Genomic DNA, 23,754 nt, shown 5'->3' with positions numbered 1-23,754 from the left:
GGCCCCCTGCGCGGTCGCAGGGCGGCCTCCCGTCATCCAGGGTAAGTGGGATTCTTTGGCGTTGCGTCGGAATCTTGTCCACCTGTGCGCGCCTTACCGGAACTTGTGACCTCGCAGCCGACTGGCTCTCCTCCAGAGCTCAGGCGACGGGGTCGTTACCCGTACCGGGCGCTGCTCTCTCTTTCAATTCTCTCCGGCCCTTCATTCGCGGCCGGCCGATGCCCTCTTTTTTTCTGTCGCGAGGGCGAGCGAATCTTGGTACTGCCTGCCGCCTTGCGGCGGCGCGACTTACGCGCAAACAAATGCGCCGACTTGCTGTTTTCAGTTCACGAAACGGCGCATCCGGATGTTCATCACCATACCCAGCGCCAGAAACGTGAACAGAACCGATGAGCCACCGTAACTCAGTAACGGCAGCGGAATACCGGTGACCGGCATGAAACCGACCACCATGCCGATGTTCACCAGGACATGAAAGGTCAAAACCGCTACCACGCCCATGACCACGAACGCGCCAGCGCGGTCAGGCGCTGTCTGCGCGTTGTGGACCAAACGCATCAGCACTACAAAGTATAGCAGCAGCAGGAGTAACGCACCTACAAATCCGTGCTCCTCGCAAAATGCCGAAAAGATAAAGTCGGTGTGCGGCACGGGGAGGAATAACCCCTGTGTTTGTGAGCCCTTAGTGGCTCCCTTGCCCCAGACACCCCCGGAGCCGACGGCGATCAGGGATTGCTGGATCTGGTACCCAGAGCCTTGTGGGTCGGCCTCAGGTTGCATAAAGCTGACCAGGCGCTCCTTCTGGTAGGGCTTCAGGCCGTAATGCCAGACCAGCGGCAGCATCATTGCCCCGACCAGCACGATGACGGCCGCATGGCGGTAGCGAATGCCGCCCAGAAACAGCCCCATGATGGCCACGGGCACGTAGGTGAGCGCGGTGCCCAGGTCCGGCTGCTTCAGGACCAGGAGCATGGGCAGGGCAACGATCGCCCCGGCCTTCGCGATGTCGGCCAGAGAAGCTTCCTCGCTCTTGGAATCGGCGAAGTACTTGGCGATGGCGACGATCAGGATGAGCTTCACCCACTCCGAGGGCTGGAAGTGCTGGCCGCCCGGCAACTGGATCCAGCGCCGCGCGCCCAAGTACTTCTTGCCCAAGATGAGCACGGCCACCAGCGATACGATGGCGGCGATGTAGAACCAATGCACGCTGTCGAGCAGAGCGTGGTAGTCGACGAGGCTCATCAGGAACATCACCGCCAGCCCGGCCAGGACCCAGTACACCTGCTTGACGTGCACCCCTGCGAACTTGGTGGTGTAGGTCGCACTGTAGATCTCCATGATCCCCAGCGCGCAGATGACGAGCACGAAGACCAGCAGCACCCAGTCGAAGTCGCGGACGGAAAAGAAGCGCGCCATCTAGCGTCTGCCTCCCGCCACGAAGGCCGCCGGCTTGTCGAGTTGGAATCTGCGGGCGCGATCGGCAACGGCGCCGGCAGCGTCTTCCAGCCCGGGCGCCGACTTCACCGTTTTCGTGGAACCGCCGAGCTTGACGGGGAAGCGGGCAGCCTGTAACCCGTCCTCGCCTTCGTCCGTCGGCTGGTTCCAGAAGCCGGCGACTTCGACGGCGCCGCCGTTGCGCGCCATTTTGACGTTCCGCTTGTTCTGCTTGTCCACGAAAGCCTTGATGACCGATGCGGCAAGGTGCGCAGCCAGGGACCCGTGCTGGCCTTCTTCCATCAGCACCACGACGATGATGTTGGGGTTGCGGCGCGGCTCGAAGCCGACGAACCAGCCGGTGTCGTTCACCGAGCGGCTGTGGCCGAGCCGCTGCGCCGCCGCGTTGCTCATGGTTTGTGCACTGCCGGTCTTACCAGCAAAATCGACGCCCTGCAGGTGCGAAGCCGCCGCGGTGCCACCCGGCTGAGTGACCAGCGCCATCGCGTCGGTGATCGTCTCCCAGTTCTGCGGATCGAACTGCACCTTCACGGTATCCGGCTGGTCGCTGCCGATCTGCTTGAAGCCGGGCGGGAGGTCGGTCGGGTTGGCGACGTGGGGGCGCTTCAGTTCGCCGCCCATGGCGATGCCGCCGACGGCGCGCATCAGTTGCACCGGCGTGACCGCGACCGCGCCCTGGCCGATGCCCACTGAAATGGTTTCTCCTGCGTACCACTTCTGCTTGAAGTTCCTGATCTTCCATTCTTCCGAAGGCATCACGCCCGAGACTTCCTGCGGCAGGTCGATCCCCGTTCTCTTGCCCAAGCCGAGCTCGGTGGCGTGCTGCGCGATCCTGCCGATGCCCAGCCTTTCCGCGAGGGTGTAGAAGAAGACGTCGCACGACTGGAAGATCGCCTTCTGGATCTCGACCGCGCCGTGGACGCGATGCTCGGCTTTGACCCAGCAATTGAAGAAGCGGCCGTAGAAGACGGCACCGCCGGCACAGTTGATCTTCAAGGTCTGCGCGATCCCCTCCTGCAGGCCGGCGAACGCCATGATGATCTTGAACGTGGATCCCGGGGCGAGCTGCGCCTGGGTGGCCTTGTTCATAAGCGGCTTGCCTTCATCGGTGATCAACCGGTTCCATTCGTCCTTGGTGATGCGCACGGCGAAGTCGTTGGGATCAAAAGTGGGCCGGCTTACCATGGCCAGCACTTCCCCGGTGTGAGGATCCATGGCGACGATGGCGCCGTTCTTGGCGCTGGCACCCAGAGTCTCCTCGGCCGCGATCTGCAGGTCGAGGTCGATGGTGAGCTTGAGCTGCCTGCCCGGGACCGCAGGGGTCTCGCTGAGGCGGCCCACTTCCTTGCCACGGCTGTTCACCAGGGCGCGGCGCGAGCCGTCTTTGCCCATCAGGATGTCGTTGTAGGCCTGCTCGATGCCCGACCGGCCCACGACGTCGCCGGGTGCATACAGCTCATAGGCCGGCTGGTTCAGCATCTCCTCGCTGACTTCCCCCACGTACCCGATCACGTGCGCCATGAAGCCGTTCCTGGGATACAGGCGGCGGTGCACCATGATGGTCTCCAGCTCGGGCAGTTCGTTGCGGTGCGACTCGATGAAGGCCAGCTCCGCCGGCGTGATGTCGTCCTTGAGAACGATGGGCTGGTATTGCGGCGCGTAGGCGAACTTTTTCAGCCGCTCCCTGATCTCCGGCAACGGCATGTGCAGGCCGGCAGAGATCTTCTCCAGGTCGGCGTTGATGTCCTTCAGCTGGTCGCGCAGCAGCAGCGCGGAGAACGAGGGATAGTTATCGACGATGATGCGGCCCTCGCGATCCAGGATCTTGCCGCGCGGAGCGAGGATGGGGATGGTGCGAACGCGGTTGCGCTCCGCCAGAGTCGAGTACCTCTCACTGTCGCCGACCTCGAGACGCGCCAGGCGGAACCCCAGGGCCAGAAAGATGGCCAGGATGACATACTGAACGAAGGTCAGTTTTCCGAGCGGGATTCGTTCGTCGCGATTGAACATCAGGAACCCGGTACTCAGAACGGCTGGCTACAGCCGGTCTCTACTTCTCATTCGATGCAGCAGCAACTCTAGCGATCTGTGATTGGCGATCGCTATGGCCCGCCAATCACAAATCAGAAAACGCAAATCGCAGATCCCCTCACGCGCGCTGCTTGTAGCGGTCCAAAATGGCGAACATTACGATGGCGAACAGTCCGTTGGCCAGCGCCGCGCCGAATGTATGCAACCAGCGCCACTCCAGGCTGAGGCCTCCGATGTTGCGCGCCACCAGGAAATACACCGCCTGATGCACCCAGTAGAACCCGAAACCGATCAATAGCCTCGACCCCGGATTCTCCACGTCGATTTTAACCCCGAGTGACGACGCGGCATATCCAACAACTGTCTTCGCGATGCCGTAGAGCCCTAGGGGCTGGTGGGTCAAGGCGTCCTGGAGCAGGCCGATGATGGCGCCGGTCATCAGCCCGCTGACCTGGCTGCGCCGCGCCACAGCGAAGAACAGCGTCACCAGAAGGGGCAGGTCGAAGACCGAAAAGAAGCGCAACTTCACCGGGAGAAAAACCTGGGCCAGGATGGCCAGCAGGGGAATCAGCACGGTCGCAACCAGGCTGAAGCGATAGACCTCGATCTCTTCTCGGGAGGTGTAGGTGATGGCCACGTTCACCGCGGTGTCCCCTCGTTGTTCTGGGGCACGGCTTGCGGCGGCGGCACGGGTTTCGGCGATTCGATCCTGGGCTTGGCGGCGGCCGCCGTGTTCTGCGAGGCCGCCGTGGTCGTGGCAGCCGCCGGTTCTTCCTTCTTCTGCACCGTGGGCAGGCGCTGGGCCAGGATATCGGCGGCGCGCACCGGACCCGAGGGCTCCGGCGCTTCCGGTTCCTTCTCCACGATCTTGGTGATGACCAGCACCTCCTCCAGTCTGCCGAGGTTGGCCGCCGGCTGCACGCGAATGCTGAGGAACAGGTCGCGCCCCGGAGTCGCGGCGGTCACGGTGCCGATGGGCAGGCCTTTGGGGAAGATGCGATCGCCGCCGCTGGTCAGCACGCGCTCACCGGGCTCGACTTTCTCGTCGCTCATCACGTATTGCAGCGAGACTTCCCCCGAGCCGGCCCCCTTCAGGATCCCCTGCAGACGGGACTTCTCGAGGATGGCGCCCACGCCGCTCGACTGGTCGCTGATCTCCAGCACCTGCGAGGAGTTGTGGTAGACGCGCAGCACCTTGCCGATGATGCCGTCGGGAGTGATGACCGCCATGTCGGACTGGATGCCGTCGGCCGAACCCTTGTCGATGTACAGCACGCGCGAAAGCTCGCTGCCGCTGGAGCCGATCACTTGCGCCGCCACCGTCTGCGAGATGAATTGTTCCTTGAACGCGAGCAGCGCCTGCAGCCGCCGGGCCTGGTCGGCGTCCTGCTTGAGGCGCACCTCCTCGATGCGCATGCGGTCGATCTGTTCCTTGAGGGCGCGGTTCTCCAAACGCACGCCTCGCAGGTAAAGGTAGTCGCTCCACAGGCTCCGGAAGCCGTGCCCGGTGCTGACCACGGCACGTTCCAGAGGAGTGATGGCGCTCACCACCCAGTAGCGGATCAGCCGCATCGGACCGGCCTCGGTGGGACGCTTGACCTGTACCGCCAAGCCGATGATCTGCGCGAAGAGGACCGCGACCAGGATGGTCGTGTTGCGGTACCGGGTTAAAACGTTCTCCATCGCGCTTAGAAGCCCGGCCATGTTGCGCGGCCGGGCTGGGGAAATTTTCTGTCGAGACACCCTTACCGGCGTCTCTATCGGACTACTCGATCGAGATCTTCCGCAGCAGCTTGAAATCGCTCAGCATCTTGCCCGTGCCTAACACCACGCTGGCCAGCGGATCGTCGGCGATCGAAACCGGCAGTCCGGTCTCCTCGCGGATGCGCTTATCCAGGTTCTTCAGCAACGCGCCCCCGCCGGTGAGCACGATGCCGCGATCGCTGATGTCGGCCGAGAGCTCGGGCGGCGTACGTTCCAGGGCCACGCGGATGGCGTTCATGATGGTGCTGACGCATTCGCTGAGCGCTTCGCGGATCTCGCTGTCATCGACGGTGATGGTCTTGGGCACGCCCTCAATGAGGTTGCGGCCCTTGATCTCCATGGTGAGCGGCTTGTCCAGGGGGTAGGCGCTGCCGATCTCGATCTTAATCTGCTCCGCGGTGCGCTCGCCGATCAGCAGGTTGTACTTGCGCTTGAGGTAATTCATGATCGCTTCGTCCATCTGGTTGCCGGCCATACGGACGGAGCGCGAGTACACAATGCCGCTGAGAGAAATGACGGCGATGTCGGTGGTGCCGCCGCCGATGTCCACCACCATGTTGCCGCTGGGCTCGGTGATCGGCAGTCCAGCTCCGATGGCGGCCACCATCGCCTGCTCGACGAGGTGGACCTCGCTCGCCTTGGCGCGGTAGGCGGAGTCCATGACCGCTCGCTTCTCCACCTGCGTGATCTCCGAAGGCACCCCGATGACGATGCGCGGGTGCACCAGCATCTTGCGGTTGTGCGCCTTCTGGATGAAATAGTTCAGCATCTTCTCGGTGACCTTGAAGTCGGCGATTACCCCGTCCTTCATGGGCTTGATGGCCACGATGTTGCCCGGCGTGCGCCCCAGCATCTCCTTGGCCTCTTTGCCCACCGCCTCCACCTCGCCCGTGTTCTTGTTGATGGCGACGATCGAAGGCTCGTTGACGACGATGCCCTTCCCCTTGGCATAGACCAGGGTGTTCGCTGTGCCCAGGTCGATGGCCAGATCGCTGGAAAACATGCTGAACAGCGACCGGATTCTGGTCATTCGGGAGGACGAGTGGAAACCGTTCGATGACATAAACCTACTTCTCTCTCTTGGCTAGTTCTTTGTCCAGTTACCAAGGTTGGTGCACACCGAGGCCACCCCGGAGTTGCTGTCGTCATTGTAGTCGAAGAGTAGCGTCGGGAGGTTACCGGGGACCCCGGCGGGCCCATCCTCGCAAGCCGGATGCCTCTCCCCGCCGGGTCCGGGCCGGGCGGCTGCGCTCCTACTGGATGACGATCTTCTTCTGCTGCGTGTTCACGCCGCCCTTGGAGTTCTGCGCGGTGATGGTGATCACGTTCTCCCCGTTGGGCATCGGCGGTGTGAAGTAGTGGAAGGTGCCATCCGTAGCGATGAACGGGACCTCCTCACCGTTGACCATGACGCGGGCGCTGGGCTCGGTCTTGCCCCGCACCTCGATCACATGCCCGTGCTGCACGAACGTGTCCAGTTCCAGCGCCAGGGCGACATCCTGTGCTCCCTTGGGAATGATGGTGAAGCGGTTCTTCTCGCTTTCCACCGAGTCCTTGCCCTGGTCGTCCACCGACTGCACGCTCCAGTAGTACGCGCCTTCCGACATTCCCGAAACCTGCGCGTCGGTGTTGGTGACGCGTTTGTCGAACACCAGCGACGAGAAGAAGGGGTTGCGCGACACCCGCAGGTGGTACCCGCGCGTGTTCGGGACCGGGGTCCAGGAAAAAGCCACGGGCTTGGCGCCGCCCGGGGTGACGAAGATGGGCATCATGTTGGCCGGGGCGATCAGGGTCGGCGGGCCGATCTCCTTGGTCTTCTCCATCTTCGGCGACTCGGCTTTGAACTCGACCTTCTCGAAATCGGTCAGGCGTACCACTTCGTCGCCGCGCCTCACTTCGCCACTGCCCTTCTTGACCAGGATCTCGAGCTGGTCGGCGCGCGGGTCATTGCGGACCTGGGCGGTCGATTCCGGCGCCAGGGTGGCGGTGGCTCCGGCCACGATCACCGCCGACTTCGATCCTTGCGAATAGGTGGCGGTGGTCAGATCCACCGTGCCCGTCGTCACCTGCACGGCCACACTGGTCTGCTGTGCCGCGTTGGTCGAGTTGTCCTCGATGACGATCAGCGAATCCTGCTTGACGGTGTAATTGGTGCCATCCGCGAAAACCACCTTGGCCATGCCCTCGGAGGCGGTCTGCACCACGTCACCCTTCTCCAGGGGCAAGCTGTAGTCGCCGTTCACCCAGGTATTGCTGTTCACCTTTTTCACCCGGACGGTGCCGTCGATGGCCGTGAAATGCGCTTGCTTCGGGCCGGCAGGGGTCCTGACGTTCTCCGCGATCTTCAGCCCGACCTTCTCCATGAACATGGTGAAGTATCCATTGGCGCTATGCACCGCCCCCTTGGTGGGCTCCGGAAAGGTGATGAAGGCGATGCAGAAGGCGATCACCGCAACGGCCACGATTATGATTGCGACCGAGCGATAGGTAATGACCGTCCACGAGATTTGAACGCCGGATACTTTGTGTCGCGGCACAGGCATCGTAGACCAGGAAACAGCAGCTTACGCGCAGAGTACCATTAAGGCCGCATAGTCGCAAATAGGTACATAACACGGGGAGTAGTTCTCTATCTGATAAACACTCGTGTCACGAGAGAAAGGGCCCATTGCGCCTCGAGCCGGGACGGCTGCCGGAAGAGAAACGAACGGCGTCAACGCTGAGTGAGCCCCTTGGTCTTTGCGTCTTCGCAGGCGGGACCGCCTGGTCGACATCAGGCGGAGCCCAGTTGCCACCCTCGCGGGCGGCTTTGTCCACTGCCGCAGTCGCCACGCCCGCGACAAACAGGAGGAGCACCAATGTGAACTGCTTCCAGATTTCGCACCTGTCATGTTTCATGTGTGCGCCCAGACACCCTTTACAAGACGCATAACCATAACCCACTTCCCCGATCGGAGTACTCTTCCCTTAGATGGTTCTCGGGACAAAAAGTGACAAGGACTCTTACACCTCGGTCACTTGCGAAGCCGGCAAGGGGTATGTAAGACTCCGGGCACTAGAGATGTGTAGAGTCGGTTGGCAGATCTTAATAGTTTCGAGTTCCGCCCTGCAGTCTGGGCTTGATCGCCCTGACGGATCCGTAGCCAGCGGGTTGGGACGGAGCAGGAAATAAATGGGCGCCCCCGAGACTCCGCTGGCGAATTCGGCAGAGGATCGGCCCAGCCGGATGTCCCGTCTGGAGCGGGCGGCAGCTTCCCGAATCCAGGCCATAGTCGATTCGCTTCCGCGCAGCGTCTTCAGCCACACTACCCAATTCACGCTCGACGCCGCCGTCTGCGCTACATCCCTGTACCTGGCCTACCAATTACGCTTCGACAGTGCGGTCCCAGCAGGTCACCGCAGCGTGATGTGGGCGTGGATGCTGGTCCTGCCGGTGATCCGGCCCGCTCTGATGTGGGCGCTGGGCGGATACGACCGAATCTGGCGCTACTTCAATATGCACGACGGCATCGTTCTGGCGGTGACGGCCATGCCGCCGACCATATTCCTGGCCCTGATCCGCTACAGCCTTTGGCGGTCGCTCTGGGTGGCGCAGGTGCCGGTGAGCGTGATCACCATCGAGTACCTGATGTTCGTCGGACTGGCCGCGGGGATGCGGGCCTTGCGGCGGCTAAGCTTCGAGGCTGCACGCGGTGGCGGGCCGCGTCTGAGGGCCCTGATCGTCGGAACCGAGGACTCGCTTCCGGCGGCGCTGCGCCACATCACGGCCCACCCTGAGATCTCGGTGGTCGGCCTGCTTGCCCCCGACTCCAAGCTGCATGGGCTGCGGATCGGCGGCTCTTGGGTGCTCGACGAACCCGCCGCGCTGGGGCGTCTGCTCGCCGGCGGCGCGGTCGACTTGGTGATGATCGCCGATGCCGGCCTCCATTCCATCGGCGACATGGTGGCCACCGCCACCGAGTTCGGGGTCGATGTGCGCCTGCTGCCCTCCGCCGCCAATGTGCTGAAGGGCGACGTGCGCGTCTCCGCTTCGCCCCGTCCGGAAGACGTTCTCCAGGACCGCAGCGTTCTCGCCGAGCCTCATCCCAACGTGGTGGACGCCTTCCGCAGCCGCGTCGTGCTCATCACCGGCGCCGGGGGATCGATCGGGGCGGAGCTGGCGCGGCAGGTGGCCGGCCTGCCCGTGGCCTCTATCATCCTGCTCGACCAGGACGAGAACTCGATCTTCGAGATCCACGGCGAACTGAAGGGGCGCGTGGACCTCAAGGCGCAGTTGTTCCCGCTGGTCGGTGACATCCGCGATCGCGTCCGCTTGCAGCGCATCTTCGAACGGTACCGCCCGCACGTGGTGCTGCACGCCGCGGCGTACAAGCACGTCCCGGTGATGGAGGAGAACTGCTGCGAAGCGGTGCTGAACAATGTCTTCGGCACGCGCGAGGTGGCCGAGACCGCCATCGGCTACCACGCCGAGCGCTTCCTCATGATCTCCACAGACAAGGCGGTGCAACCCACCAGCATCATGGGGGCCACCAAGCGCGTGGCCGAGCTGCTGGTGAAGTCGCACGCCACCCGGATCGGCCGGCGCCGCGGCGACACCCGCATGGCCTGCGTGCGCTTTGGCAACGTGGTCGGCAGCCGCGGCAGCGTGGTTCCCATCTTCCTTCGCCAGATCGCCGCCGGCCAGCCGCTCACCATCACCGACCCGGAGATGACGCGCTACTTCATGACCATCCCCGAGGCCGTGCAACTGGTGCTTCAGGCCGCAACCTTGGGCTCCAACGGCGAGATTTATATGCTGGATATGGGCGACCCGGTGAAGATCACAGCCCTGGCGCGCAAGTTGGTGGAGATGTCGGGTCTGCGCCCGGACAAAGACGTCGAGATCCGCTTCGTTGGCGCGCGGCCGGGGGAAAAGCTTTCCGAAAAGCTGTGGGCGGATGAAGCGAGCGTGATCTCGACCGAATTCCCGCGCGTCATGGCCATCGAAGCGCGTCAGGCGCCGGGGGCCTTCGAGGAAGCTCTGGAGCGGCTGGAAGCCTCGGCGATCGCGCACGACGAGAAAAGCGTCCGCGCTCTGCTGGAGGCCATGCCCATCGGCTTCCGCAAACCGGCGAAGGCCGCCACCGTTTAGCCGGGTCGCCGCACCGATTCCTCATCCGAAACATATTCCCGAAACGGAGAGCGCGGGCCGACCCGGAGCGCGTCTAACTCACGTCCCATGAATGTCTCGGGATTGGCAGCCGCGATGCACTCCATCTGCGCGTGGCCAGCCCACTGCCCACCCCCGAACCGAATCATGAGAAGCGGCCGGGTCCGATCCTGCTGCGGCGATCGCGCAAGCCTGCTTCGCAGGTTCACGATTGGAAGGATTCGCTGGGCGCGCACTGGCGCTGGCGGCTCCCTCGCCGGCGCACGCAGTGGAAGCAGGTCTTGGCCGCCGTCGTGGTCACCCTCGCGACTTTCCTCTTCTGGCTGCTCCTGGTTGAAGAAGTGCTCGATTAGCGAACGATCGTTCGCTCTTCGATTTCCAAGTCTCGACGGCGGCCGTTGCTCCCACCCTTGCCTGTATTTCTGCCCGGACGATAGTATGAACAGTTCGGATATCCGGAAGGAGACGCACTTATGGCTACCGATACGATCGGTGTTGCGGCAGGCTCGGAGCGCAATACCAGCCCCAAGGTTCACAAGAACTTCATCGACGGTGAGTGGGTAGAGGCTTCCACCGGCGAAACTTTCGAAAACATCAATCCCGCCGACACCCGCGAGGTGGTCGGCATCTTCCAGAAATCCGGCAAGGCGGACGTCGAAGCCGCGGTGGAAGCCGCCAAGACCGCGTTTAAGAAATGGCGCCTTGTGCCCGCGCCCCGTCGAGCCGAGATTTTGTACACGGCCTCGCGCATCCTGGAGCAGCGCAAGGAGCAGTTCGCGCGCGACATGACGCGGGAGATGGGCAAGATCATCAAGGAGACCCGCGGCGACGTGCAGGAAGCCATCGACACCGGCTACTACATGGCCGGCGAGGGGCGCCGCATGTTCGGCCCGACCGTCCCTTCGGAGCTGCCCAACAAGTTCGCCATGGCCATCCGCCAGCCCATCGGCGTCTGCGCCATGATCACGCCGTGGAACTTCCCCATGGCGATCCCTTCGTGGAAGCTCTTTCCCGCCATCGTGGCCGGCAATTGCTGCCTCATCAAGCCGGCGCAGGACACCCCTCTCTCGGTCTTCAACTTCGTGTCGGCACTGACCGATGCCGGCGTGCCCAAGGGCGTGGTCAACATCGTCAGCGGCTTCGGATCGAAGATCGGCAACCCGATGACCGAGCACCCCGACATCCGCGCCGTCTCGCTGACCGGTTCGACCGACGTGGGACGCATCGTGGGCACCTCGTGCGCCAAGAGCTTTAAGCATTGTTCGCTCGAGCTCGGCGGCAAGAACCCGATGATCGTGCTCGACGACGCCAACCTCGACCTGGCCATCGACGGCGGCCTGTGGGGCGGCTTCGGCACCACCGGGCAGCGCTGCACCGCCACCAGCCGGATCATCGTGCAGAAGGGCATCTACCGCGAATTTGTCGAGAAGTACGTGGAACGCGCCCGGCACCTGAAGGTCGGTAACGGCCTCGACGAGTCGGTCGAGATGGGCCCGGCCGTCAATAAGTCGCAGATGGAGACCGATCTTCAGTACATCGAGATCGGCAGGAACGAAGGCGCCAAGCTGCTCTGCGGCGGACATCGCTTGGACTCGGGCGACTACAAGTACGGATGGTTCGTCGAGCCGACCGTGTTCGGCGACGTGAACCGCAAGATGCGCATCGCGCAGGAGGAGATCTTCGGCCCCGTGGTCTCGATCATCCCCTGCAACGACCTCGACGACGCCATTGATATCGCCAACGACATCGAGTACGGCTTGTCGTCGGCCATCTACACCAAGAACGTGAACAACGCCTTCAAGGCCATGCGCGACCTGTACGCCGGCATCACCTACATCAACGCGCCCACCATCGGCGCCGAGGTGCACCTGCCCTTCGGCGGCACCAAGGCGACCGGCAACGGGCACCGCGAGGGCGGCATCGGCGCCATCGACTTCTACACCGAGTGGAAGTCGGTGTACGTGGATTACTCCGACAAGCTGCAGAAAGCGCAGATCGATCGGCCGGACTGAGTACTCGGTACTCAGTACCCAGAAGCCCCGCCGATTGGCGGGGCTCCCCTTTGTAACCTTTGTGTGACCTCTGTGCCCTCAGTGGTGAGGTTTTCCCCGGCCGCTTGTACAATCGTCTGTACTCATTGAGGCACTCATGGCTACCGCTTCCGTCCACGAGATCATCGCCGCCCTGCGCATGGAGAACGTGCGCTACGCCATCCGCGACCTGGCCGTGCTGGCCGACGAAGTCGCCCGCAAAGGCCACAAGATCCTCCCGCTGAACATCGGCGACCCGCTCAAGTTCGACTTCGCTACCCCGCCGCACATGATCGCGGCGGTCGAGAAGGCGATGCGCGACGGCCACAACGGCTACGCCCCATCGCTGGGCGTGGACGAAGCGCTGGTCTCGATCCGCAACGACGCCGAGCATCACGGTTTCAAGAACATCCAGAGCGTGTTCGTCACTGCCGGAGTGAGCGAAGCGGTCGAGGCTTGCCTTACCGCGCTGGTGAACCCCGGCGAAGATGTTCTCGCGCCCAGCCCCGAGTATCCCCTCTATTCCGCTGTGCTGGCTAAGCTCGATTCGCCGCCAAACCCCTATTTCCTCGATGAAGACAAGGGCTGGGAGCCCGACGTCGAGGAGATGGCCCGCAAGATCACCAAGCGCACGCGCGCCATCGTGGTGATCAATCCGAACAATCCGACCGGCGCGGTCTGTTCCCGCAAGACGCTGGAAGCCGTTGCGGACCTCGCCCGCAAGCACAACCTGGTCATCTTTGCCGACGAGATCTACGACAAGCTCATCCTCGACGACGACTGCAAGCACATCTCGCTGGCCACCCTCGCGCCCGACCTTCCGGTCATCACCTTCAGCGGGCTCTCAAAACCGTACCTAGCGCCCGGCTGGCGCGTGGGCTGGGGCATCGCGACCGGCGACGCGGCGGCGATCAAGCCCTACATCGAAGCCATCCACAAGCTGTTGCGCGCGCGCCTGTGCTCGAACCATCCCACGCAGTACGCCGTCAAGCCGGCGCTTGAGGGCCCGCAGACGCACGTGCCGGAGATGAATGCGAAATTGCGCCGCCGCCGCGACCTCACGGTGAAGTGGGCGAACTCGACCCCGCGCGTGAGCTGCGTCGCGCCCAAGGGGACTTTCTACGCCTATCCCAAGCTCGACATCCCCGACGATGATCTGGATTTCGTGAAGGACCTGCTGGTCCAGAAGCACGTGCTGGTCGTCCACGGCAGCGGCTTCGGCCAGAAGCCGGGGACCAAGCACTGCCGGGTCGTCTTCCTGCCCGATGAGCCGACGCTCACGCGTGCCTACCAGTCCATCGCGGACTTCCTGCGCGAGCGGTACGGCAACTAGGTTTCCCCCGCGCCATTGTCGTCCTCTGTGTTTAAATTGGCGCGTGGTTGACATCCACTGCCACATCCTCCCCGCGGTTGACGACGGCCCCAAGGACTGGGAAGTCTCGGCCGAGATGTGCCGCATCGCCGCCGCCGACGGAGTCACCCACATCGTGGCCACACCGCACGCCAACGACGAGTTCGTCTACGACCGCGCGGCGCTGCGTGCCAAACTGACCAAGCTCCAGACCATCGCCGGCGAGTGGCCCATGCTGACGCTGGGCTGCGACTTTCATTTTTCCTACGAGAACGTGAGCGCGGCGCTGGCCGACCCGACCCGATTCACTATCGGCAATTCCCAGTACCTGCTGGTCGAGTTCAGCGACTTTGCACTCTCCCTGCCGATGCGCGACGCGCTCGTGCGCCTGACAAGCGCCGGAGTGATCCCCATCGTGACTCATCCCGAGCGCAACCTGCTGATGCAGCGGGATACCGATCTCATCCTCAAGCTGCTGGAGCTAGGTTGTCTGGTGCAAGTGACGGCATCGTCGCTGACCGGCAAGTGGGGCGAATCGGCGCACAAGACCGCGTCGTGGCTGCTGGAGCACGATGCCGTGCATGTTCTGGCCAGCGATGGGCACGACCCGGTGCGGCGCCCGCCCGTGCTTTCTGCCGGACGCGAGGCCGCGGCGAAGCTCTGCGGTCAGGATGTGGCCCGCGCCCTGGTGGACGACAACCCGCGTGCCATTATCGGGGGCGAGGCGGTACCCTACTGGCCGCGGCCGACCAGCGCAAAACCCCGGCGCAGCCGCTCTCTGTGAGGCATTTCCGTTGGGACTGTGCTCTTGGGTGGTATCACGTTTGGGCGCCGGTGCTTCTCTAAGAAGCTTGTGCAGCACGCGCTGGTTCGCTCCCGAACGCCGCAATGGCGTCTTCTACCCGGTCATAGACGCGGATGATGTCCAGTAGACGGGTGATGCTCAGTGTTTGCAGCACCTTCTTGTTGCCGCGCGCCAGCTTCAATCCCCCGCCCGCTGCCGTGGCGGACGTGTACAAACCCACCAGGGTGCCGACACCTCCGCTGTCTATATCACGCACTTCGCCGAAGTCCAGCACAATGCGCGGGTTCTTCGTCAGGAGTTCCTTGACCTCGGTGCGCAGCAGCGTCGTCTCATCTCCGAAAACCAGCCGCCCCGCGCACTGAACGACGGTCACGTCCCGGAGCTTTCGGGCCTTCACTTCCAGAGCCATAACCACCCCCAACCGAACCTGTGTGCGGCACAGCGTATCTCTGTCAGGCCCTGAGCACAAGCGTGCGGGACCCTCGACCGGCCCGGAGCTTACAATGTGCGACGGCCGGGATCTTGAGGTCCCGGCGAGAGATAGGTCGGATAGGCTCCCATGGAAGCGTGGGGTGCACGGCAGTTGTTGATATCGATCCTGATGTCGTCCTTTGTGCTGATGACGCCCGCCGGGGCGCAGCAGAAGAGCAGCGCGCGCCCGCCGATCGAGAAGGCCGGCTCGGCTGCTTACTTCATTATCAGGAAGCCCGTTTCCACGTGGTCGTCGATCTCGCGGTTCCAGATGACTCTGGCGCGGAACCATTCCTGGAATTTGACCACCTGGTCGAGCGTGAAGCCTCTGTGATAGTGGCTTACGCTAAAACCGCTCTCGGTGACATTGATGAGTTGCGCCAGGATCCGGAGCGATGGGTTTTTCTCGTCGCGCAGCAACACGGTGCCTTGCGTGACTTGCCTCGCCACGCTGCGGCGATTTTTGGAGTCGTCTGCCATCGGGCGCAGGATAACATGGGCGGGGAAGGCGGTCGAAGCGGGGCGTTTCGCGTTCTCACAAGATGACGCCGCGGTTCATGCACGGCCGGTTCCCCGCGCCTCGATTTCTGTTTGGCCGCGTCCGCGAAGTGCGATATAAGAAAACCTCCCTCAGAAAACGTGAGTCGGTACGCTGCTCCGCGTTCCGATGCTCCGCCGATGGGATGGCAAAGAAACCACAGAAACCGAAGCGCAGGGCTCCCAAGCAGCCTGGACGAACCACCATCGCTGCGCGCCGTCGCGCCGAGCGACGCCCGACCACCGGCGAGGAACAACTTCGCGAGCTGCTCGAGAACGCCAACGACATCATCTACACCCAGGATCTGAACGGGAGCTTCACTTCGGTGAACAAGGCCGCCGAGCGCCTCACCGGCTACACGCGCGACGAGGCCCTGCGCATGAACATGGCGGACATCGTCGTCCCCGAGCACCGGGAGATGGCACGCTCCTATACCTTGCGCAAGCTCGCCGGCGAGGTCATCGACACGCCCTACGAAGTGGACATCCGGACCAAGAGCGGGAAGCGCCTGTCGGTCGAGGTCAGCACCCGGCTCATTCGGCAGGATGGTAAGCTCGTCGGGGTCCAGGGGACCGCCCGCGACATCACCGACCGCAAGCGCGCCGAGCAGGACCTGCGGGAGAGCGAATCCAAGTTCCGTGCGGTCACCGAGACCGCTGCCTCCGCCATTTTTATCATGCAGCGCGACCGCTACGTCTATGTGAACCCCGCCACCGAGCAGATCAGCGGCTACACGCGCGCGGAGCTCCTGGCCATGCCCTTCTGGAAATTGTGCGCTCCGGACGTGCGCGAGCAGGTGATCCAGCTCGCCGCGGCTCGCTTGCGCGGCGACGACGTTCCGGCGCGTTACGAACTCAAGATCGTCCGCAAAGACGGGCAGGAGCGCTGGCTCGATTTCACCCCGATCGAGATCCGGTTCCAGGGCGCACCCGCGATCCTCGCCACCGGCTTCGACGTCACCGAGCGCAAGCGCGCCGAGGAAGATCTGCTCATCCAGAAAGCGTACCTGGAGCAGCTTTTCGATAACGCACCGGAAGCCATCGCCCTGCTCGACACCGACCGCCGTGTCGTACGCGTCAACCGCGAATTTCGGCGGATGTTCGGCTTCACGGCCAGCGAGAGCGTCGGGCGGGACATCGCCATGATCGTGCCCGAGGACCGCCGCGCCGAATCCATCTTCATCCTCGACACCCTGAGCCGCGGGAACCCGGTGAACATCGAAACCACGCGCCGGCGCCGCGACGGATCGCCCGTGCGGGTCTCCATGCTGGCCACGCCGATCAGCGTGGGCGGCGGCCAGATCGCCATGTACCTCATCTTCCGCGACATCACCGAGCAGAAGCGTGCGGAGGAAGCGCTGCGCGAGAGCGAGAGCAAATTTCGCGCTGTGGCCGAGACGGCCGCCATCGCCATCTACATCCACGATGGCGTCAGGTTTCTCTACCTCAACCCCGCCAGTGAGCAGATCTCCGGCTACAGCCGCGCGGAACTCTTCGAGCTTGGGCCCTGGCACATGGTCCATCCCGAGTATATGAACCTGCTGCGCCGGCGCACTCTAGCCCGCCAGCGGGGTGACGATGTGCCCGCCCGCTACGAGTTTCCCATCATCGCCAAGTCGGGCGAGACGCGCTGGCTCGACTTCAGCGCCGGCGTCATCCAGTTCGAAGGACACCAGGCCATCCTCGCCACGGCCGTGGACATCACCAAGCGCAAGCGTGCCGAGGCCCTCCAGGCCGCGCTCTACCGCATCGCCGACACCGCGCGCCAGGCCGGCGAACTGGGTCAACTCTACTCCGCCATCCACCGCATCGTCGGCGAGCTCATGTACGCCGAGAACTTCTACATCGCGCTCTACGACGGCGAGACGCAACTGCTCAGCTTCCCCTACTTCGTGGACCAGGAGGACCCCACGCCGGCGCCCAAGCCGCTGGGCAAGGGCCTGACCGAGTACGTACTGCGCACCGGCGAACCCCTTCTGGCGACGCCGGAGAGATTCGACGAACTGGTCGCTCGCGGCGACGCCGAGACCATCGGCGCGCCCTCGCTCGATTGGCTGGGCGTTCCTCTCAAGCGGGGCGACCGCGCTTTCGGCGTTCTCGTGGTGCAGACCTACGAACCCAACGTGCGCTACGGCGAGAAGGAGAAGGAGATCCTCACTTTCGTCTCGCAGCACGTGGCCGGCGCCATCGAGCAGAAGCGTAGCGAGGATCGGCTGCGCGAATCCGAGTCGCGCTACCGCTCCCTGGTGCAAAGCGCCGTGTACGGCATCTATCGCTCCTCGGCCATCGAAGACCGTTTCCTGGACGTCAATCCCGCGCTGGTCTCCATGCTCGGCTACTCCTCCGCCGAGGAGCTGGTGGCGCTGAAGCTGTCACGCGACGTGTACTGGGAACCCGAAGAGCGCTTCCGCCAAGTCGACTTCTATCGCAAAAAGGAACGCACCGAGGGGGTGCAGGTGCGCTGGAAGAGGAAGGACGGCTCGCCCATTACCGTCCGCCTCAGCGGCCGCACCGTGCGCGATTCGCGCGGCGAGGCCCTGGCTTTCGAGATGATCGCCGAGGACATCACCGAGCGCGCCGCTCTCGAGCTCCAGCTCCTGCAGTCGCAGAAGATGGAGGCGGTGGGCCGCCTGGCCGGCGGTGTCGCCCACGATTTCAACAACCTGCTCACCGTCATCAAAGGCTATGGCGAGCTCATGCTCGAGGAACTCAAGCCCAACGACCCCATGCGCAGCGAGGTCGAGGAGATCCAGAAAGCCGCCGACCGCGCCGCCTCGCTCACCCGCCAGTTGCTCGCCTTCAGCCGCCGCCAGGTGCTGGCCCCTAAGATCATCGCCCTCAACAGCGTGGTCGCCAACATGGACAAGCTGCTGCGTCGCCTGCTCGGCGAAGACATCGAGTTCCACACCGTGCTCGATCCCAAGCTCGGCCGGGTCAAGGCCGATCCCGGGCAGGTCGAGCAGGTGATCATGAACCTGGCGGTCAACGCCCGCGACGCCATGCCCAGCGGCGGCAAGCTCACCATCGAGACCGCCAACCTCGATCTCGACACCTTCTATGCCCGCGAACACGTTACCGTCGCTGCCGGCCCCTACGCCATGCTGGCCGTCAGCGACACCGGCGCCGGCATGGACTCCGAGACCCAGTCGCACATCTTCGAGCCCTTCTTCACCACCAAGGAGATGGGCAAAGGCACGGGGCTCGGGCTCTCGACCGTGTACGGCATCGTCAAGCAGAGCGGCGGATACATCTGGGTGTATAGCGAACTGGGCCGCGGCACCACCTTCAAGGTGTACCTGCCACGGGTCGCCGAAGAAGCCGAGACCGCCGGCGCAGGCGGTCCTGAGCACGAGACCCACCGCGGCAGCGAGACCATCTTGCTGGTCGAGGACGAGGACGGCGTCCGCGCCCTCATCCGCCAGGTCCTTACCCGCAACGGCTACAGGGTGCTGGAGGCGCGCCACGGCGAAGAAGCAGTGATGCTCGCCGAGGGCCACAAGCACCCCATCCACCTGCTGCTCACCGACGTGGTGCTGGCCAAGATGTCCGGCCGGGAGCTGGCGCAGCGGCTGGCGCCGCAGCGCGCCGAGATGCAGGTGATTTACATGTCGGGCTACACCGACGAGGCCATCCTCCACCACGGCATGCTGACCCCGGGGACCAAGTTCCTCCAGAAGCCCTTCACCACCGACACCTTGATGCATACGGTGCGCGGAGTCCTCGACAGCGCCAAAGCCAAAGCAGCGCCAACCGGAAACTGACGCGCGCTTCCGGGGCGGGCAACGCTCGTCACCGGGCCCGCTAGAAAAAATTCTTGAGCAACTGGAGCACCCCGGCCCAGCCGGAGCCGTAGTCCTTGCGCGCGATGGGTTCCTGCGCCAGACCGCTGTGGGTCACGCGCACCCGGGTCCCGCTGGCGGTCGCCGACAGCTCCCAGCGCACCACGGTTCTTTGCTCGGAGTGCTCATGCCAGTTCGCAATCCAGCTCCAGACCAGCAGGCGCGGGGGATCGTACTCCAGGACCTCGCCGTGGGCTTCGAACTCCTGTTCGCGGTTGCGCCGGAGCTGCTCCCCCACCGCCCCGTGCTCGGCGCCCGCGACCGGTTTGCAGCGGAAGCGCCAGCGTCCGCCTGTCCGCGCCTCCATTTCGAACACCGACAACTCGACCGAAGGCTCCTTGCCCCACCAGGCGAAGAGCTGCTTCGGGTCGGTAAGCGCCTGGAACACGCGCTCCGGTGGCGCCGCGATCTCGATCTCGCGGGAGATCGCGTCCTGCTCTGGAGTCGCCTTCGCACTGCTCATTGCATCCTCCTGTAGCTTGATGGAAGGTTGGCCGCCCTCGCGGGCGGTTGGACTGTGCTATCTCTTTTTTCTCCGTTCCAGCTTCGCGTCGCGCGCAGTTTCGGACTCCACGAACGCCTTGAGGCCGGAGAGCCTGGCGTCCCAGAAGGTGCGGTACTGCTCCAGCCAGCGGTCCACCGCCTTCAGCGGCTCCGCATCGAGCTGGTAGAAACGATGACGTCCGCGGCGATGTTCGCGCACCAGGCCGGCACGCCGCAGAAGCCGCAGGTGCTTGGAAATCGCCGGGCGCGACACGGGGAACGATCGTGCGATCTCCCCCGCCGGCTGGCTGCCGCCGCGCAGCAGGTCGAGCACGGCCCGTCGCGTGGGGTCGGCGAGGACGTGGAACGCGGCATCGGGCGAATGCGTAACCGATCGGCTTCGCATAATGTGTAACCATACGGTTACGAAAATCCCTTGTCAAGAGGAAAGATTTCGCTCGCCAAACTGGCCCGAAGCAAACGCCGCGCTTGGTGCGCGGCTTGCTCGAATAGCGGATCGCTGGTTACTGGCGGAAGGCGGAGGGACCGCCCGCAGCGCCGGATTCCGGCACGCTTGCCGGTGGCGCGGTGGCGGTCGCGGCGGTCTGCGGATTGAGCAGGTTGTCCTGGCTGGGCCCGAGGCCGAGTTTGATCAGCGCCCGCGAATCCGGCAGCGACTTGGTCTGCCAGCCGTTGGCCGCCTGGTAGCGCGCCATGGCGTCCTTGGTGCGCTGGTCCCACTGGCCGCTGGGCTCGCCGTCGAGGTAATGCTCGCGGACCAGCGCCTGCTGGATCTGCCGCGCGCGTGGCTCGTCGATGGCGCGCTGCCCGCGCACCTTATTGGATTTCGCGTGCTTGGTCTTTGTTCTAGAGGAGTGCTTGGTCTTGCTGGAGGGATCCTGAGTGTTCTTATGGGTCTTGGCCGAAGCCAGGCTGGCGAACAGCACAAGCGTCGCCAGCAGCGCTGTTGAATTCTTGATCGTCCGGTTCCGGGAACTCAAATAGCACCTCAAACGATGGTCTCGCCAGACGAAGGACTCTGAAACCGTTCACGCCGGCAAGAGAGACTACTCTAGCCAGCGCTGCGGCATCATCCCATTTTTTGATGCCGCTGCGCCAGCGAAATGATCGCTTTTTCTGGTTACTTACGGGAGCGTCCCACTGAGGAAGATGGTGCCGGCATTGCGGCCTCTTCCTTGCCGGACCAGGAACGCCACGTCCTGCCCGCTCTTCAACTGCGCGGTGATCTTGCGGAAATCGTCCTCGCTGTTCACCGGATGGCGATTGATCTCCAGGATCACGTCGCCGCGGCTGAACCCGAGGTCATCCCCGAACGAGCCGGACTTGAGGTCGGAGACGATCACGCCCTTGCCCGCGGGAATGTCGAGACGGTCGGCCATCTCGGGCGAAACGGCGCGCACTGTCAGCCCCAGCTTGGCTTCGGTCGGCTGCGATTCTGCGCCGCCTTCCTCTTCCTCGCCCAGGCGCGAACTGAAGAGCTTGGCGCGGTCCGCGATGGTCACCGTGGCCGTGCCTTCCTTCCCGTTGCGCAGATACGTGAGCTTGGTCTTGGTACCGGGCTTGCGGCTGGCGATCTCGGAGACCAGATCGTCGCCGGACTTGATCTCCTTGCCGTCCACCGCGGTGATGGCGTCGCCCACTTTCAGGCCCGCCTGGTCGGCCGGGCTGCCCGCCGAGACCTCGGCGATGATGACGCCGCTCTTGACGCCGTACACGCGCTGCAGCGCCGGGTTGGGCTGCGCGTTGAACAGTACGCCGATGGAACCGCGCGTCACGCGATGCTCCGGCGCGATGAGCTGGTTATAGACGTTCACCACCGTGTTCGACGGCAGCGCAAAGCCCACCCCCTGGTATCCGCTGGATTGCGTGAAGATAGCCGTGTTGATGCCGATGACTTCCCCGTTCATGTTCACCAGCGGCCCGCCGGAGTTGCCGGGGTTGATGGCCGCGTCCGTCTGGATGAACGACTGGAATTGGCGCTGGGGAACGATGTTGCGTCCTTTTGCCGACACGATGCCGGCAGTCACGGTTTCTTCCAGGCCGAAGGGGCTGCCGATGGCCAGCACCCAGTCGCCCACCTGCATGGATTCCGAGTTGCCCAGCTTGGCCGCGGGCAACGGCCTCTTGGCCTCGATCTTGAGGACGGCGAGGTCGGTCTCCTTGTCGCTGCCGACCACTTTCGCGTCGTAGGTCACGCCCGGCGGATCATTCTGCAGCTGCACCCGGATGCGGTCGGCCTTGTCCACCACGTGCTCGTTGGTGACGATGTAGCCGTTGGGATCGACGATCACGCCGGAACCCAGGCTGCGCTCGCGGATTCCCTGGTCGCTGCCGCCCATGTCATCGCCACCGCCCTGGCCTCCGAAGAAGCGGTCAAAGAAGTCCTGGAACGGATCTTCCTGCCCTGGGCCCTGGGGCTGCCCGCGCCTCCGCGGGCGCGTGTGCGGGTTCGGCTTCAGCGTGGATTCGGTATTGATGTTGACCACGCTGGGTTCCAGCTGCTTGGCAATGGTGGAGAACGCCGAGCTGAGTTGCTGCGGCGCCGGCACCTGCAACTGTGTCGCGTCCCCGCCGAGACCCTTGTTCTCCTTGCCCTTGACCCCGTGCGTGAGCACGGTGCCGATCAATATCCCGACTGCCAGCGTGGCCACCACCAGCAGTGTGGAGGCGATTCCCCGAGACTTGAAACGATCAAACCAGCCGCTTGAACGCGGATCCATTACTTTCCCTCCGGCAAAGACACCAACCCATCATTATACCCACTCGATGGAACCCGTCTTGCGTAGGTGTGTTGCTGGACTGGTCTCACTATGTATGTGGAGCCTTTGGTAATTGGATTAGACGCAGATGGGGAAGGATTCGTTATCCGGAACTAGGCATTTCCCTCTTCGGAACCAATCACCTCTGGCCCCAGTTCCGCCTTCATCTCTTCTGCTGTGCCCTTCAACTCCGCCACCAGGATCCCGGCCAGGATCAGCACCGCGCCTCCAGTGGCGCGGTACCCCAGCCGCTCGTGCAGGACGATGAAACTGGTCATCCAAGCGAAAACCTGCTCCATGAGAAAGATGAGCGCGGTGTGAGTGGGAGGCAGGAACTGCTGCGCCCAGGCCTGGATGGTGAATGCCGCGGCCGTACACAGCAGGCCGGTGACCAGGATGGCGGCGATCACGCGCGGCGACCAGACGATCGCGGGCCGTTCCATCAACGGAGCGGTGGCGGTCATCAGGGTGGCTGCGGCCACGATCTGGAGCGGGCCGATGTGCTCGAAGCGGTGGTGCATCATGACCCTTCCGACGACGATGATCTGGAAGCCGAAGACCACGGCGCAGCCCAGGGTAAGCAGGTCGCCGCGATTGATGGCCGAGAATCCGAAGGCGCTGCCAGCGGCGGGAACCGTCAGAAGGTAAAGACCGACCATGGAGAGGGCCACGCCCAGCGCTGTCCGGCGGTTCACCGTGCGGCGCCAGAACAAGGCAAGAAAAACCGGCACCAGGACGATGGAGACGCCGGTCACGAACGCCGACTTCGACGGCGTGGTGTACACCAAGCCTCTGGTCTGGAATGAATATCCCGCCCACAGCAGCGCACCGAGCAGGGCACTCACCTTCAGCGTCTGCACCGGCACTTTTTTCAAGTGGCTGCGGTAGATCAAGACCAGCGCGACCGCGCCCACGATCATGCGTATGGCGTTGAAAGTGAGCGGCGTGACCTGGCGCAGCGCGTCCTTGATCTGCACGAAGGTCGCTCCCCAGAAGAACGTCGCCAGCAGGAGCAGCAGATGGGCTTTGGCGGAGCGGGACACGGGAGGAGATTACCAG

At 63.9% G+C, this 23,754-nt stretch carries 19 protein-coding genes; 6 read left to right on the top strand and 13 right to left on the bottom strand.

Annotated elements, in window-relative coordinates:
- Nucleotides 1–321: 321 nt before the first annotated feature.
- The 6 genes from rodA to LAN37_08335 all read right to left on the bottom strand — a co-directional run bounded on the left by rodA (nt 322) and on the right by LAN37_08335 (nt 7,787).
- Complete coding sequence (gene rodA, locus LAN37_08360; GenBank protein ID MBZ5647218.1) at nt 322–1,416, bottom strand: rod shape-determining protein RodA; 1,095 nt, start codon at nt 1,414–1,416, stop codon at nt 322–324.
- The gene (gene mrdA / locus LAN37_08355) at nt 1,417–3,465 is read right to left on the bottom strand and encodes a penicillin-binding protein 2 (GenBank protein ID MBZ5647217.1); all 2,049 of its coding nucleotides are present in this window, start codon (nt 3,463–3,465) and stop codon (nt 1,417–1,419) included.
- A 139-nt stretch (nt 3,466–3,604) separates the two neighbouring features.
- Nucleotides 3,605–4,129: a rod shape-determining protein MreD gene (gene mreD / locus LAN37_08350; GenBank protein MBZ5647216.1), complete on the bottom strand. Its 525-nt coding sequence runs from the start codon at nt 4,127–4,129 to the stop codon at nt 3,605–3,607.
- A complete protein-coding gene (mreC, locus tag LAN37_08345) occupies nt 4,126–5,169 on the bottom strand; it encodes a rod shape-determining protein MreC (GenBank protein ID MBZ5647215.1) in 1,044 nt (347 codons plus the stop codon). The genes mreD and mreC overlap by 4 nt, the downstream gene beginning before the upstream one ends.
- Nucleotides 5,170–5,251: 82 nt before the next feature.
- The gene (locus tag LAN37_08340; protein MBZ5647214.1) at nt 5,252–6,253 is read right to left on the bottom strand and encodes a rod shape-determining protein; all 1,002 of its coding nucleotides are present in this window, start codon (nt 6,251–6,253) and stop codon (nt 5,252–5,254) included.
- Nucleotides 6,254–6,503: 250 nt separating this feature from the next.
- Nucleotides 6,504–7,787 (bottom strand): FecR domain-containing protein, encoded by a 1,284-nt coding sequence (locus LAN37_08335; GenBank protein ID MBZ5647213.1) that lies wholly within the window; start codon nt 7,785–7,787, stop codon nt 6,504–6,506.
- Between the two features lie 689 nt (nt 7,788–8,476).
- Between LAN37_08335 and LAN37_08330 the strand changes: the two genes are divergently transcribed.
- The 5 genes from LAN37_08330 (at nt 8,477) to LAN37_08310 (ending at nt 14,564) form a co-directional block, all read left to right on the top strand.
- A complete protein-coding gene (locus LAN37_08330) occupies nt 8,477–10,381 on the top strand; it encodes a polysaccharide biosynthesis protein (GenBank protein MBZ5647212.1) in 1,905 nt (634 codons plus the stop codon).
- A gap of 131 nt (nt 10,382–10,512) precedes the next feature.
- Complete coding sequence (locus tag LAN37_08325) at nt 10,513–10,752, top strand: hypothetical protein (protein MBZ5647211.1); 240 nt, start codon at nt 10,513–10,515, stop codon at nt 10,750–10,752.
- A 120-nt stretch (nt 10,753–10,872) separates the two neighbouring features.
- Nucleotides 10,873–12,411 carry an aldehyde dehydrogenase family protein gene (locus LAN37_08320; GenBank protein ID MBZ5647210.1) on the top strand — a complete coding sequence of 513 codons (1,539 nt, stop codon included), beginning with the start codon at nt 10,873–10,875 and terminating at the stop codon, nt 12,409–12,411.
- 136 nt (nt 12,412–12,547) lie between these two features.
- Nucleotides 12,548–13,762 (top strand): aminotransferase class I/II-fold pyridoxal phosphate-dependent enzyme, encoded by a 1,215-nt coding sequence (locus tag LAN37_08315; GenBank protein ID MBZ5647209.1) that lies wholly within the window; start codon nt 12,548–12,550, stop codon nt 13,760–13,762.
- 43 nt (nt 13,763–13,805) lie between these two features.
- Nucleotides 13,806–14,564, top strand: coding sequence for an exopolysaccharide biosynthesis protein (locus tag LAN37_08310; protein ID MBZ5647208.1), 759 nt, complete (start codon nt 13,806–13,808; stop codon nt 14,562–14,564).
- A 58-nt stretch (nt 14,565–14,622) separates the two neighbouring features.
- On the opposite strand, the gene LAN37_08305 is transcribed toward LAN37_08310, so the two are convergent.
- Together LAN37_08305 and LAN37_08300 are read right to left on the bottom strand one after the other, a co-directional pair.
- Nucleotides 14,623–14,994, bottom strand: a complete 372-nt coding sequence (locus tag LAN37_08305; protein MBZ5647207.1) for an STAS domain-containing protein — start codon at nt 14,992–14,994, stop codon at nt 14,623–14,625.
- Between the two features lie 278 nt (nt 14,995–15,272).
- Entirely contained in the window at nt 15,273–15,506 is a 234-nt protein-coding gene (locus LAN37_08300; protein MBZ5647206.1) for a hypothetical protein, read from the bottom strand.
- A gap of 233 nt (nt 15,507–15,739) precedes the next feature.
- Between LAN37_08300 and LAN37_08295 the strand changes: the two genes are divergently transcribed.
- Entirely contained in the window at nt 15,740–19,354 is a 3,615-nt protein-coding gene (locus LAN37_08295) for a PAS domain S-box protein (GenBank protein ID MBZ5647205.1), read from the top strand.
- A 40-nt stretch (nt 19,355–19,394) separates the two neighbouring features.
- Here the strand turns inward: LAN37_08295 and LAN37_08290 are convergent, their stop codons facing one another.
- The 5 genes from LAN37_08290 to LAN37_08270 all read right to left on the bottom strand — a co-directional run bounded on the left by LAN37_08290 (nt 19,395) and on the right by LAN37_08270 (nt 23,738).
- The gene (locus LAN37_08290) at nt 19,395–19,895 is read right to left on the bottom strand and encodes an SRPBCC domain-containing protein (GenBank protein MBZ5647204.1); all 501 of its coding nucleotides are present in this window, start codon (nt 19,893–19,895) and stop codon (nt 19,395–19,397) included.
- Between the two features lie 57 nt (nt 19,896–19,952).
- Complete coding sequence (locus LAN37_08285) at nt 19,953–20,321, bottom strand: metalloregulator ArsR/SmtB family transcription factor (protein ID MBZ5647203.1); 369 nt, start codon at nt 20,319–20,321, stop codon at nt 19,953–19,955.
- Between the two features lie 118 nt (nt 20,322–20,439).
- Nucleotides 20,440–20,916 carry a peptidoglycan-binding protein gene (locus LAN37_08280; protein MBZ5647202.1) on the bottom strand — a complete coding sequence of 159 codons (477 nt, stop codon included), beginning with the start codon at nt 20,914–20,916 and terminating at the stop codon, nt 20,440–20,442.
- Between the two features lie 144 nt (nt 20,917–21,060).
- Nucleotides 21,061–22,656 carry a Do family serine endopeptidase gene (locus LAN37_08275; protein MBZ5647201.1) on the bottom strand — a complete coding sequence of 532 codons (1,596 nt, stop codon included), beginning with the start codon at nt 22,654–22,656 and terminating at the stop codon, nt 21,061–21,063.
- Nucleotides 22,657–22,808: 152 nt separating this feature from the next.
- The gene (locus tag LAN37_08270) at nt 22,809–23,738 is read right to left on the bottom strand and encodes a DMT family transporter (GenBank protein MBZ5647200.1); all 930 of its coding nucleotides are present in this window, start codon (nt 23,736–23,738) and stop codon (nt 22,809–22,811) included.
- Nucleotides 23,739–23,754 lie beyond the last annotated feature (16 nt).

It is taken from the genome of Terriglobia bacterium, assembly GCA_020073495.1.
In the GTDB taxonomy this organism is placed as follows: Bacteria; Acidobacteriota; Terriglobia; order Terriglobales; family Acidobacteriaceae; genus JAIQFD01.
Note: the sequence above shows the minus strand (reverse complement) of the source record. Positions and strands in the feature narration are given on the sequence as shown.

Excerpts from the sequence above, each read along its gene's own strand:
- rodA (MBZ5647218.1), bottom strand. The coding sequence starts at position 1,416 with ATGGCGCGCTTCTTTTCCGTCCGCGACTTCGACTGGGTGCTGCTGGTC.
- mrdA (MBZ5647217.1), bottom strand. The coding sequence starts at position 3,465 with ATGTTCAATCGCGACGAACGAATCCCGCTCGGAAAACTGACCTTCGTT.
- mreC (MBZ5647215.1), bottom strand. The coding sequence starts at position 5,169 with ATGGAGAACGTTTTAACCCGGTACCGCAACACGACCATCCTGGTCGCG.
- LAN37_08340 (MBZ5647214.1), bottom strand. The coding sequence starts at position 6,253 with ATGTTTTCCAGCGATCTGGCCATCGACCTGGGCACAGCGAACACCCTG.
- LAN37_08330 (MBZ5647212.1), top strand. The coding sequence starts at position 8,477 with ATGTCCCGTCTGGAGCGGGCGGCAGCTTCCCGAATCCAGGCCATAGTC.
- LAN37_08320 (MBZ5647210.1), top strand. The coding sequence starts at position 10,873 with ATGGCTACCGATACGATCGGTGTTGCGGCAGGCTCGGAGCGCAATACC.
- LAN37_08315 (MBZ5647209.1), top strand. The coding sequence starts at position 12,548 with ATGGCTACCGCTTCCGTCCACGAGATCATCGCCGCCCTGCGCATGGAG.
- LAN37_08305 (MBZ5647207.1), bottom strand. The coding sequence starts at position 14,994 with ATGGCTCTGGAAGTGAAGGCCCGAAAGCTCCGGGACGTGACCGTCGTT.
- LAN37_08295 (MBZ5647205.1), top strand. The coding sequence starts at position 15,740 with ATGGCAAAGAAACCACAGAAACCGAAGCGCAGGGCTCCCAAGCAGCCT.
- LAN37_08290 (MBZ5647204.1), bottom strand. The coding sequence starts at position 19,895 with ATGAGCAGTGCGAAGGCGACTCCAGAGCAGGACGCGATCTCCCGCGAG.
- LAN37_08285 (MBZ5647203.1), bottom strand. The coding sequence starts at position 20,321 with ATGCGAAGCCGATCGGTTACGCATTCGCCCGATGCCGCGTTCCACGTC.
- LAN37_08275 (MBZ5647201.1), bottom strand. The coding sequence starts at position 22,656 with ATGGATCCGCGTTCAAGCGGCTGGTTTGATCGTTTCAAGTCTCGGGGA.